The organism is Marinomonas pontica (assembly GCF_026191375.1).
Taxonomy (GTDB): domain Bacteria; phylum Pseudomonadota; class Gammaproteobacteria; order Pseudomonadales; family Marinomonadaceae; genus Marinomonas; species Marinomonas pontica.
Window position 1 is genome coordinate 40,893 of sequence record NZ_JAODTL010000024.1, and the last position, 11,027, is coordinate 51,919.

Annotated in this window: 13 protein-coding genes; 12 read left to right on the forward strand and 1 reads right to left on the reverse strand. The window is 47.0% G+C overall.

What is annotated here, in order from left to right; genetic code table 11:
• Nucleotides 1-104 precede the first annotated feature (104 nt).
• The 9 genes from xdhA (at nucleotide 105) to N5P32_RS05245 (ending at nucleotide 8,472) form a co-directional block, all read left to right on the forward strand.
• Nucleotides 105-1,619 (forward strand): xanthine dehydrogenase small subunit, encoded by a 1,515-nt coding sequence (gene xdhA, locus N5P32_RS05205; RefSeq protein ID WP_265728070.1) that lies wholly within the window; start codon nucleotides 105-107, stop codon nucleotides 1,617-1,619.
• Nucleotides 1,612-3,939 carry a xanthine dehydrogenase molybdopterin binding subunit gene (gene xdhB, locus N5P32_RS05210; protein WP_265728071.1) on the forward strand — a complete coding sequence of 776 codons (2,328 nt, stop codon included), beginning with the start codon at nucleotides 1,612-1,614 and terminating at the stop codon, nucleotides 3,937-3,939. The genes xdhA and xdhB overlap by 8 nt, the downstream gene beginning before the upstream one ends.
• Nucleotides 3,936-4,802, forward strand: a complete 867-nt coding sequence (gene xdhC / locus N5P32_RS05215) for a xanthine dehydrogenase accessory protein XdhC (protein ID WP_265728072.1) — start codon at nucleotides 3,936-3,938, stop codon at nucleotides 4,800-4,802. The genes xdhB and xdhC overlap by 4 nt, the downstream gene beginning before the upstream one ends.
• A 74-nt stretch (nucleotides 4,803-4,876) precedes the next feature.
• Nucleotides 4,877-5,206: a hypothetical protein gene (locus N5P32_RS05220; protein WP_265728073.1), complete on the forward strand. Its 330-nt coding sequence runs from the start codon at nucleotides 4,877-4,879 to the stop codon at nucleotides 5,204-5,206.
• Nucleotides 5,207-5,366: 160 nt separating this feature from the next.
• A complete protein-coding gene (locus N5P32_RS05225; RefSeq protein WP_012070385.1) occupies nucleotides 5,367-5,636 on the forward strand; it encodes a type II toxin-antitoxin system Phd/YefM family antitoxin in 270 nt (89 codons plus the stop codon).
• The gene (locus N5P32_RS05230; RefSeq protein ID WP_265728074.1) at nucleotides 5,637-5,936 is read left to right on the forward strand and encodes a type II toxin-antitoxin system RelE/ParE family toxin; all 300 of its coding nucleotides are present in this window, start codon (nucleotides 5,637-5,639) and stop codon (nucleotides 5,934-5,936) included. It abuts the gene before it with no gap.
• A gap of 481 nt (nucleotides 5,937-6,417) precedes the next feature.
• The gene (locus N5P32_RS05235) at nucleotides 6,418-7,062 is read left to right on the forward strand and encodes a hypothetical protein (protein WP_265728075.1); all 645 of its coding nucleotides are present in this window, start codon (nucleotides 6,418-6,420) and stop codon (nucleotides 7,060-7,062) included.
• Between the two features lie 29 nt (nucleotides 7,063-7,091).
• The gene (locus N5P32_RS05240; RefSeq protein ID WP_265728076.1) at nucleotides 7,092-7,574 is read left to right on the forward strand and encodes a hypothetical protein; all 483 of its coding nucleotides are present in this window, start codon (nucleotides 7,092-7,094) and stop codon (nucleotides 7,572-7,574) included.
• 244 nt (nucleotides 7,575-7,818) lie between these two features.
• Nucleotides 7,819-8,472: an HNH endonuclease gene (locus tag N5P32_RS05245; protein WP_265728077.1), complete on the forward strand. Its 654-nt coding sequence runs from the start codon at nucleotides 7,819-7,821 to the stop codon at nucleotides 8,470-8,472.
• 185 nt (nucleotides 8,473-8,657) lie between these two features.
• On the opposite strand, the gene N5P32_RS05250 is transcribed toward N5P32_RS05245, so the two are convergent.
• Entirely contained in the window at nucleotides 8,658-8,900 is a 243-nt protein-coding gene (locus N5P32_RS05250; RefSeq protein ID WP_265728078.1) for a DUF1127 domain-containing protein, read from the reverse strand.
• Between the two features lie 128 nt (nucleotides 8,901-9,028).
• Here N5P32_RS05250 and N5P32_RS05255 point away from each other — a divergent pair, with 128 nt between their 5' ends.
• The 3 genes from N5P32_RS05255 to pssA form a co-directional block, all read left to right on the forward strand.
• On the forward strand, nucleotides 9,029-9,775 hold the full coding sequence (locus tag N5P32_RS05255) for a LysR family transcriptional regulator (RefSeq protein ID WP_265728079.1): 747 nt from the start codon (nucleotides 9,029-9,031) through the stop codon (nucleotides 9,773-9,775).
• Nucleotides 9,750-9,983, forward strand: coding sequence for a type 2 periplasmic-binding domain-containing protein (locus tag N5P32_RS05260; RefSeq protein WP_265728080.1), 234 nt, complete (start codon nucleotides 9,750-9,752; stop codon nucleotides 9,981-9,983). Before N5P32_RS05255 ends, N5P32_RS05260 begins: the two co-directional genes overlap by 26 nt.
• Nucleotides 9,984-10,102: 119 nt before the next feature.
• A partial coding sequence (gene pssA / locus N5P32_RS05265; RefSeq protein ID WP_265728081.1) for a CDP-diacylglycerol--serine O-phosphatidyltransferase occupies nucleotides 10,103-11,027 on the forward strand: 925 nt, incomplete at its 3' end.

Consider the following 11,027-nt stretch of genomic DNA (forward strand, 5'->3'; position numbering starts at 1 on the left):
TTGGTTTTTAATAAAACTTTGTACGATTGGTCAGGTTTTTGCATTTACGCTACTATCCTAAAGACATAAACCAACATAAAAGCCGAATAAATAAGGAGAGCGCTTTGAAATGTATACTGAACGATGAGCTCATCGACGAAAACACGCTCCCTAGCGACTTTACTGCTTTGCGTTACCTAAGAGAAAAGCGTGGATTAACAGGGACAAAAGAAGGTTGCGCATCTGGCGATTGCGGTGCGTGTACGCTTCTTGTTGGTGCATTGGAAGACGGTGAGCTGACGTATTCGACACTCAATTCGTGTATCACGCCAATGCAATCTTTGGCGGGCAAGCACATTGTCTCGGTGGAGTATTTGTCTAAATCGGGAGAATTGCATCCTGCTCAACAAGCCATGGTGGCATCACATGGTTCCCAGTGTGGTTTTTGCACTCCGGGCTTTGTACTGTCTTTGGCTGGGCTTTATGAAAACAAACAGGGAAGCGAGCAAGCCATTGACCGCGAAGCGGTGTGCGATGCAATTTCTGGCAATTTGTGCCGTTGTACTGGCTACCGCCCGATCATTGAGGCGGGTCTTTCCATGACTAAAGAGCCCATGATCAAGGTGCAAGAGTCTAAAGAGACGCCTTTTATTGAGCTGATGAGTAAGAACGACAGCATCAAAACACAGCTGGAAAGCCTGCAAACAGAGCCTCATGACAGCAGCAACTATTTACAACCCATCGATTTAGAGCAACTCGCTCACGCGTTAACATCCAATCCAGAGGCTGTTTTGATCGCTGGTGGCACCGATTTGATGCTAGAAAACACTCAGCGCTATCGTGACTTTGACACCTTGATCGATGTGTCTCGTGTGATTGAGCTTAAACATCTACACATTGGTGAAACGTCGTTGACCATCGGTTCGTCGGTAACTTACAGCGAGTTGGAAGATTTTAGTAAGACACTTTATCCGCAGGTGAATGCCTTGTTAAGTCGCATCGCATCCAGACAAATCCGTAACCGTGGAACGATTGGTGGCAACGTAGCGAACGCATCCCCAATTGCCGATTTACCACCTTTATTACTGGCGTTTGATGCCGATATTCAATTATTGAAACACGACGGCAGCACCAGAGCCGTGAACATCGCGGACTTTTACCAAGGTTACAAACAAACCCAATTAGCCGCTGATGAGATGATCGCATCCTTCGAATTGTCTCTCGACAAGCTGGCGCAATTTCATCGCTTTTATAAAGTATCAAAACGCATGGAAGACGACATTTCCAGCGTCATGCTAGCGGTTCGATTTGAAGTCGATAACGGCACGTTAAGCGATGTACGCTTTGCATTTGGCGGCATGGCAGCCACACCGATTCGCGGATTAAATGCCGAAGCAGCGCTGACTTGCAGAGCCATTAACGACGAGCAAGCCTTAAACCAAGCCATCGACGCATTACGCAGTGAATTAACGCCCATGAGCGACATGCGAGCCAGTGCGAAATACCGTTTGGATATGGCCTGCAACCTGATTCGCAAAGCATGGTTGGAACTAAACGGCACCGACGTGGTGACTTTCTCTGGTCACGCTGTCAGCGATTCCATTTTATCGACCGGTTTGGAGGGCAGCACTCATGCGTAAACTTCCACAAGATTTTACTCTCGACACAAAAGCCTTTAAAAAGGGGCTTCTGCCTGTTCATGAATCGGCGATTAAGCACGTAACAGGCCAAGCGGTTTATATTGACGACATGCCAGAATGGCCAAATGAATTGCATGTGGCAACGGGATTATCGACCGAAGCCCATGCGGATATTGTGTCGATCAATTTGGACAAAGTTCGCGCTTATCCTGGTGTTGTGGACGTGATTGTACAGGCCGATATTCCCGGTGAAGTGGATGTATCGCCTGTATTGAGCGGTGATTTACTCTTGGCGGGCGATTTTGTTCACTTCATTGGGCAAGCCATTTTTGCGGTCGCGGCGACTAGCTTACGTGCGGCGAAACAAGCCGTTGCCTTGGCGGAAATAGAGTACAAACCGCGAGAAGCAACCTTGCATCCTCGCCAATCCTTAGAGCGCCAAGAGTTCGTTTTACCGACGCACACTATTAGCTGTGGCGATGCCAAAGGCGCGCTGGAAAGCGTGCCGAATAAGCTTAAATCGGACATGTACATCAAAGGCCAAGAGCATTTTTATTTGGAAGGGCAGATCAGTGTGGCCACCCCAAATGAAGACGGTGGCGTGCAAGTATTTGCGTCTTCCCAGCATCCTGCTGAAGTGCAAAAGCTGGTGGCGCGTGTGCTGGGTTTACCTGTGGCACAAGTGCTTGTTGAAGTACGACGCATGGGCGGTGGCTTTGGCGGTAAAGAATCCCAAGCCGCGGTGTTGGGCTGTATGGCGGCGGTACTCGCCGTGCGCAACCGTTGTCCGGTGAAATATCGCATGCCGCGCCAAGACGACATGGTACAAACCGGCAAACGCCATGACTTCTGGAACAGTTACGAAGTAGGCTTTTCCAATGAGGGTGAAATTATCGCCGCGGAATACGACATGGTGGGCAAATGTGGCTGTACCGCCGATTTGTCCGACGGCGTTGTTGACCGCGCCATGTTTCATGCGGACAACGCTTACTTCTTACCGAATGCTCGTATCAGTGGCTATCGTGGGAAAACCCACACAGTATCCAATACCGCGTTTCGAGGTTTTGGTGGGCCAAAAGGCGTGATCTTAGCCGAAAACGTCATTGAGGAAATCGCCTGTGCGGTCGGTAAAGATGCTTTAGATATTCGTAAGTTGAACTGCTACCAAGGTGAGAAGAACACCACACCCTACGGTCAAAAAATCGAAGACGATGTCTTGCTGAGCTTGATCGAAGAATTGGAAACCAGCTCAGATTATCGCGCTCGCCGTGAAGCAATAAAGGCCTTCAACAAGAAAAACCCTTTCCTGAAAAAAGGTCTCGCGCTCACGCCTGTAAAATTCGGTATTTCCTTTACCTCAAAACACTTAAACCAAGGCGGTGCTTTGCTGCACATCTACACGGACGGCAGCGTTCATGTGAGTCACGGCGGAACGGAAATGGGGCAGGGGCTTTATACCAAGGTAGCGCAAATTGTCGCCAAGGCTTTTGGTATCGATTACCAACGTGTCAACGTTGGTTCTACTCGTACTGACAAAGTGCCAAACGCGTCACCAACCGCCGCATCAGCGGGAACGGATTTGAACGGCATGGCGGCGTTGGATGCGGCCATGACGATCAAAAGCCGCTTGCAAGAATTCGCTATGGAACACTTCGGCATCGCCGCCGATGCCTTTGCTATTGAAGACGATCAAGTGATCCTAGGCAGTGAGACCATGAGCTTTCCTGAATTCATCAAACTCGCCTACATGAACCGCGTGTCTTTGTCGTCTACGGGTTTTTATAAAACCCCGAAAATCGGCTACGACCGCAAAGCCGCCAAAGGCCGACCTTTCTTGTACTTTGCCAATGGCGCGGCCGTGTCTGAAGTGATCGTCGATACTTTCACAGGTGAGTACAAAGTCACGCAGGTGGATATCCTTCACGACGTGGGCGATTCGATTAACGCCGACATCGACATCGGACAGATTGAAGGTGCGTTTGTACAAGGCATGGGCTGGCTCACGTCAGAAGAGCTAAGCTGGGATGAAAAAGGTCGCATCACCACCAACAGCCCAGCGAATTACAAAATTCCCACCTCGGCGGACATTCCAGAGAAATTCAACGTTAAGCTATTTGACCGTCCTAACAGTGAAGAATCCGTCTATCGTTCTAAAGCCGTAGGCGAACCGCCGCTCATGCTGGGCATTTCCGTTTGGTGTGCGTTAAAAGACGCCTGCGCTGCCGTGGCCGATCATAAAATCTCGCCACCATTGGCCGTGCCAGCCACACCAGAGGCGGTGTTTTATGCCATGCAAGCGGCTAAGGAAACCAGCCTATGATGTCTTCTATGAGCTGGGTTCAGGCGTTACAGGAAGTGGAAAAGGCAGGGCAGGCTTGGGTGATCGCCACCGTGATCGGCACCCAAGGTTCTGCGCCGCGGGAATCATCCAGCAAGATGATTATCACCGAAGAACACAGCTTCGACACCATCGGCGGCGGACAGCTGGAATACGCTGTCTGCCAGAAAGCCCGTGTCATGCTGCAAGATGCGGCGTCGCCTTCACACGTATTGGAAAACTTTCCCCTCGCCGCTAAAACCAACCAATGTTGCGGCGGTACGGTTAGCGTGTTGCTAGAGTACTTCCCAGAACCCGCCACAAAGATCACTATCTTTGGAATGGGACACGTTGCGACCACCTTGGTGAATGTATTGGGCAACATGCAGGCGAAAATCTCATGGGTCGACAGCCGCGAGAACCTAGCTCAAGACCACAACATCCAAGGCCTACCGAGCAACGTCACGCCGTTTTTGTATGAATCCATGTTGGAACACATCGACCACATGAGTCATAACGAAATCGCCTTAGTCATGACCCACGACCACGCCTTGGACTATCAGCTAGTGGAAGCGTTATTGGATCGCAAAGACTGCCGATTCATCGGCTTAATCGGCTCGAAAACCAAAGCCCTGCGCTTCAAAAAACGCCTCGTCAGCGCTTCCTTCAGCCAAGCGGAAATCGACTCGGTTCACTGCCCAGTGGGGCTAAACGAAATCGCAGGCAAGAAACCCTTCGAAATCGCCATCTCCATCGCAGGGCAAATCATCCAAATCACCCAAACCAAAACAGAAACGAAAAAAGGCAGTGGACTGACTTGGAAAGAAATCAACAACGCTTTGAGTGAAGAGAAGGCTCACATCTAGGTTGTTTGGTAGCAGGAGCAAGGCAAACAGTCCTAGGCGACTACCGCCGTCATCCCCGCGAAGGCGGGGATCCATTGACCCTGACTTCCGTTGGAGACGCGAGCAAAGCAAACACCACAGCTCGACACTATCGTTTGACCTCGCTCTTGGCGTTCGCCTTGCTCCGCATCAACGTAATTATTCCCTCCCCTTATGTCTTCCAAGGGGAGGGTGAGGGAGGGGTTGTTACTTTGGCTCTTCGGAGCTTTGACCCTGACCTCCGCTGGAGACGCGAGCAAACCAAACCCAACCGCTCGACACTGTCGTTTGACCTTGCTCTTGGCGTTCGCCTTGCTCCGCATCAACCCTATAAATTATGGATTTACCTATTTTCTGTAGGTCGCGGCTTTAGCCCGACAACGTAATTATTCCCTCCCCTTATGTCTTCCAAGGGGAGGGCGAGGGAGGGGTTATTACTTTGGCTCTTCTGGGCTATGCCCCTGACTTCCACGAGCATTATGCTCCTTGACCGCACCTGTTAACGGGTGCTATTAATAGCACTCGATTGCACGCTAGGAAGTCACTATGCAGATTAAATTTTCCGAGGATGTTATTCCTCTGTCAGACCTGAAGATCAATCCCGGAAAGGTAGTTGGTCGAACGCAGGAAACGCATCGCCCAATTCTGCTTACCAGTCGCGGCCGCGGCGTAGCGGTTGTTCAGGGGCTAGAAGATTATGAGAAAACCGCAGAGGAATTGCGGTTTGTAAAAGCGGTGGCGCAGGGACTAATGGATGCCCGCGAAGGTAACACTGTCTCCTTGGAGGACGCCAAGAAAACCTTGGGAATTAAGTAAATGGAATTACGCATCGCACAGTCTGCAGTTGAAGATTTACAGGCTATTCAGGAGTATTACCGAGAACAAGATGTGCCGTATATCGGTGATGACTTCGTCGCTGCTATATTGAAACATTGCGGCATGCTTCCAATTCACCCTGATGCAGGTCGAGTTGTTCCTGAATTCAACATGGATCACATTCGCGAACTGATTCACGCGCCATTTCGGGTTGTCTACCTCAGACAAGCCAAAGAGATTGTACTCATACGCGTCTGGCGAAGTGAGAGACAACTTGAATTAACAGAAAATGATATATAAACAGATATCACCTACTGAATACTTTGCATACCAACTCATCTATAGTGCACCATTAGCGAAGCGGCTTTTTTAAGGAAATGTTATTGTTCTAATGAATAACTTATTTAAACTACGGACAAGGTCGTTTTTTTTGTAGGTCGCGGCTTCAGCCCCGATAACGTCATTAATTTCTTTCCATTTAGTTAGGCATAAATACGTTACCTTGAACGCAGGTCGGTCATAAGGCCTGAGGGAATCGCTTGCCTCGAGGGTCAAATCGCGCTACAAAAGAGCAAACGAAGAACCAATGTAGCGGCGATCAAAGACCATCTGAAGAGACATCGTCCAAACAGGCTTTGGTATTGAGCGAGTTATATAACAGGGAAGTCCTGCCATGAAAAAAGCCAATCCCCTATTTAGCAACGCAGTTGTTCAACATTGGGTTATAACCACAGGTACGCTGTCGTATAACCCTTAATTGTTAGCTGTACAAGGAAACAATATGGCAAGTGTTGAACAATCGATCAGCTTTGTTGAAATCATTAATGCGATTGGTCCATATGTTGTTGCTGTAGCTGGCATGGCTTTTGGCTACTTCCAATCTAAAAAAGTTGCTGAGATTACAAAGGAAAAAGATCTTCAAATCGCGAGCATTCAGCAAGATTCGATCCTTGCAATGGAACAGTTTAAAAAGAGCAACGTTGCGCTTTTGAAGTTACAAGAAATCTATAGCCCAATGTTCGCTAAAGTTGAATCGCTATTTCATACATATCGTGGATTGGTGTCCGATAAGAAATCTTCTTCGGCTATTCAAGCCGATTTAGAAAAATTTTTGGTCGATGATTATATTTCCTTTTCGGTTGAAAGCCGAAAAGCAGTATTGGCTGAAGCAATTGTGATTTGTCAGGTGTTACAAGACCATAAAGCGTATGAAATAGCCGCCAATTTAGACAATAAGATTACAGAAGCTTTGTCATTAATTGATTTTACAGGAAAATCATCTGGTAGTGAGCACATGGTAGTGCTCAAAAAGTTACAACGCGAATATAGATTACTTTATGTGTCATTATTTCATCGCGTTTCAAACTTAAATTCAGCAGCTAACAATTCAAGTAACGCGGATGCAGCAAGCTGTACCGGTTCTTGAAACGTTAGCTATGCATAAGGATTTTGACCTTGTACCAAGTTAGATACTGGAATCTTCTAAAAGAGCTAAAGGCCCAGGTCGCTTACCTCCATGCCTATGCGGCGAGTGATGAACTTCTTGATAAGTCAGTGAATATTTTTCTCGCAGTTACGTCATCAGCAAGTATTGCCGGCTGGGCTTTGTGGAATGAATATCAACTGGTTTGGGCTTGTATAATCGCAGCATCACAAGTAGTAACAGCGATTAAGCCTTTTCTCCCTTTTAGAAAACGATTGAAAGCAGTCTCAGATTTAAATACACAAATACAGGCGATTTTTTTGGAAGCGGAAACCGGGTGGTACAAGGTTGCTGAAGGCTGCATTACGGAGGAAGAAATCCATCACGAAACTGTGAGGCTCAAAGGAAGAGTTTTAAACGCGGAAAGAAGTACTATGAATGGGCTGGTTCTTCCAAGGAAAAGAAAAATTGAAAGAAATTGCAGAGACAGCAGCAGACGAATATTTTACGGTTAATTACTTAGGAGAAACGTGATGAGCAACAAGTCAACTCAGGACAATAATAGCGGGCAAATTACCCCCAATAGTGGGCGAAACTTGCCCAATATGACAGTTAAAACGCCTATGCCGCCAGTTAAGCCGCCAAAGTCTTCAGACTCTGGAAATAGTAACAATAAAAATAGCTAACAAGCAAAGGCAGCGGATGCTTTGCACCACTGCTTTAGACGTTATATTTTTATTCATAGTGTAGGAGAGCTCAATGGCTCATATCCCAAAAGAAGCACATGTTGTAGCCTACTATTTGGCGAAATTTCCAGATTCATATAAAAATCTTGAGCCTAATAAAAATATGACGAATTTGCTCATTAGTTACTCTCGATTCTTTTTTATGCCAGATAGTTCATTAAAGAGACTGCGAGATGAGTACGATGCTTTTTTTCCTCATAGAGCAGGATATACAGGTGCTGATACGAGAGCGTCTCGTGTAAAAGTTAATGAGTCTCTTAAAAATCTCAGTGAGCCTGAATTGCATGAAATAGTACTCAATATTGTAAATGAAGACTCAGCTGTATTACCTGATATCGAGACCGACACGCCTTTGTGGGAAGGGAAAAGAGTTCAAGTTCTAGTAAATAAATTTGAAAGAAATCGGTATGCACGTGCCGCTTGTATTGAACATCATGGGTTCAAGTGTCAATGCTGCTCCAATAATATGGGTGAAATTTACGGGGCAATTGCTGAAGGTATTATTGAGGTACACCATATCAAACCTATTTCCGAAATTGGTGTTGATTATCAAATTGATCCCATCGCTGATTTAGTTCCTCTTTGCCCAAATTGTCATAGAGTTCTGCATAAACGAAACCCGCCTTATACAGTCGCAGAAGTGCGGTCAGCGTTAAGAAAAATATAACAAGGTATTTAAACGGAACAAAAACAGTGGGTTACGTTTCGCTTCGCTACACATTTTAACCCACTGTTTTTGTTCCGTTTAATGCGGCGTTAAAATACAACTCAACCCTGTCTAAAGAAACCACAACCCTGCAATAAGGACACTCCACCAAGCGCCCTTGCTTATCCCGCAATTAACCAAAGAATTCACTTCCAAACCGGTTTTCGCACTTCGAGATCCACGTCGGCAGCGGTGAGGCCGAGGTCTTTCAGTTGGGCGTCGTTTAGGTGGCTGAGTCGGTTTCTCGTGCGCCAGTTGTGGGCGATTCTTGTTAAGATTGCTTTCCATGGCTTTTCTTTCAGGTTTTCTAATGTGGCTTTGCAACATTGGCTTATGCCTATTTGGTGACATGGGTTGTTGCTGAGTGTTTCTGACGTGCCGTTTCTCATGGTGTTGCTCCTTGTGTTTGTCTGTTTTTGAGACTCTGTAGGTAAATAATCGTCTAATCATTGCACTGCGACAAACGAGAAAAAGTGCTTTATAGTTAAGGAAATCTTACTTATAAAGGGTGTGTTTCATGTCTTCCAGTCGAGCTTTGCCGCCGCTTAAATCTTTGCAGGCGTTTCGTTATGCGGCGCAGTCGTTGAGTTTTAAGAAGGCGGCGGAGTCGTTGTTTGTGACGCAGGCGGCGGTGAGTCAGCAGATTAAAACCTTGGAGCAGGCATTGAGCGTTGAGTTGTTTGAACGACACACTCGCCAAGTGGTGTTGACGTCGGAAGGGCAGTATTTGTTTGACTACGTTGAGAAGGCGTTTGGTTTATTAGAAGAAGGTGTGAAAGGCATTACGGAAGACCCGAACCCCAGTACTTTGGTGATTAGTTCGGTGCCGTCGTTTTCAAGTCGTTGGTTGGTGTCGCGTTTGGGTGGGTTTCAAACGCAGGAACCGGAGATTAATCTTCGTTTGAGTCCGAGTATTGAATTGTCGACGTTTGCGGACAGTGATTTGGATTTGTGTATTCGTTTGGGGCGAGGCGAGTACGCTGGGTTAACGTCGCAGCTGTTGTTTAAGGAGCATTTGGTGCTGGTGTGTCATCCGTCGATGATTAATATGGACGCGCCGATGAAAGAACAGTTGATCAATATTCCGATTATTACCGATACTGGGCCAGACGTTCGGCATGTGTGGCCGGTGTTGCAGCGTTTTTTAGACCTGTACGATATGCCAATGAAGTCGCATTTGCATGTGGCGGATCTCTACGTCTTTGGTGGAGGCGCTGTTGTCTCGACAAGGCATAGCCATGATGCGGTATGGTTTGGTGTATGAACAGATCGAGAAAGGTCAGTTGATTTGTCCGTTGCCGATTTATATGAAGTCACAGTATGACTTTTATTTGGTTGCGCCTGCGCCGCATTTTAAGTACGAAAAGGTGGTTAAGTTTAAACGCTGGATCGAAGGCGAGGTGAAGGCGATTGATGCGTCTTGGACGACGTATTTAGCGCGTCACCCAGATATGGAGGAGGTTCATGTCTAGGCGCGACGTTTTATCGACATTTTGTCTACTTTTCCTGCAATATAATTATTTTTTAGAAAATACACGGCGAATTTGTTACAGTCTGTCGTTAGTCAAAAATAAGGTAGCATTTCTGTATTATGCCCATTCGATCTCCATTCGGTTCTTCGCCTACTTTTGCGGTTGAGCCTGACCATTTCCATGTTTTGCAATCTGCTGTTCGTTTTCGTGAATATTTATTAGACGCCATTCGTAATGCGACGTCTCGAATTTACCTTGTCGCTTTGTATCTTGAAGCGGATGACGCTGGCCGAGAAATATTGACCGCGGCGTATGAGGCGAAGCAACGTAATCCTGATTTAGACATTGCGATTTGTGTGGATTGGCATCGTGCGCAACGCGGTTTGATTGGCGCGGTGAAGTCCAAAGGAAATGCGGGCATGTATCAGGAGTTTGCGGAGAAATACGAGCACGCCATTCCTGTTTATGGGGTGCCGGTGCGTAACCGTGAAGTGTTTGGTGTGTTGCATCTTAAGGGATCCATTGTTGATGATTCGGTGATCTACACCGGTGCCAGTTTTAATAATGTGTATCTTCATCAGCAAGACCGTTACCGTTTTGACCGTTACCATGTGATTCAACATTCGGCGTTGGCGGACAGTATGGTGGGGTTTATTCGTGATGGGATGATTTTGCAGCCTGCAGTGAAGGATTTGTCGCAAACGGCGTTACCAACGACAAAGGAGTTGAGACCGGCGATTCGACAGTTTCGTGTGTCTTTGGGTAAGGCGTTTTACAAAGTAGAAAGCGCTGTAGGGCATCAAGCCGATAATTCATCCGAAGGCGATCCGAAGGTGGCGGTTACGCCGATGGTGGGGATTGGCAAACGTCGTAATGAGCTAAACCAGAAAATCGTGTCGATGTTGGTTGAGGCGAAGAGCGAATTCGTTCTATGCACGCCGTATTTTAACCTGCCTAAAGTGGTGCTAAGAGAGTTGAAACGCGCCATTGGTCGTGGCGTTAAGGTGAGTATTATTGTGGGTGATAAGACGGCGAATGATTTCG

Coding starts and splice junctions, on each gene's coding strand:
- xdhB (WP_265728071.1), top strand. CDS start 1,612: ATGCGTAAACTTCCACAAGATTTTACTCTCGACACAAAAGCCTTTAAA.
- xdhC (WP_265728072.1), top strand. CDS start 3,936: ATGATGTCTTCTATGAGCTGGGTTCAGGCGTTACAGGAAGTGGAAAAG.
- N5P32_RS05225 (WP_012070385.1), top strand. CDS start 5,367: ATGCAGATTAAATTTTCCGAGGATGTTATTCCTCTGTCAGACCTGAAG.
- N5P32_RS05230 (WP_265728074.1), top strand. CDS start 5,637: ATGGAATTACGCATCGCACAGTCTGCAGTTGAAGATTTACAGGCTATT.
- N5P32_RS05235 (WP_265728075.1), top strand. CDS start 6,418: ATGGCAAGTGTTGAACAATCGATCAGCTTTGTTGAAATCATTAATGCG.
- N5P32_RS05245 (WP_265728077.1), top strand. CDS start 7,819: ATGGCTCATATCCCAAAAGAAGCACATGTTGTAGCCTACTATTTGGCG.
- N5P32_RS05250 (WP_265728078.1), bottom strand. CDS start 8,900: ATGAGAAACGGCACGTCAGAAACACTCAGCAACAACCCATGTCACCAA.
- N5P32_RS05255 (WP_265728079.1), top strand. CDS start 9,029: ATGTCTTCCAGTCGAGCTTTGCCGCCGCTTAAATCTTTGCAGGCGTTT.
- N5P32_RS05260 (WP_265728080.1), top strand. CDS start 9,750: ATGATGCGGTATGGTTTGGTGTATGAACAGATCGAGAAAGGTCAGTTG.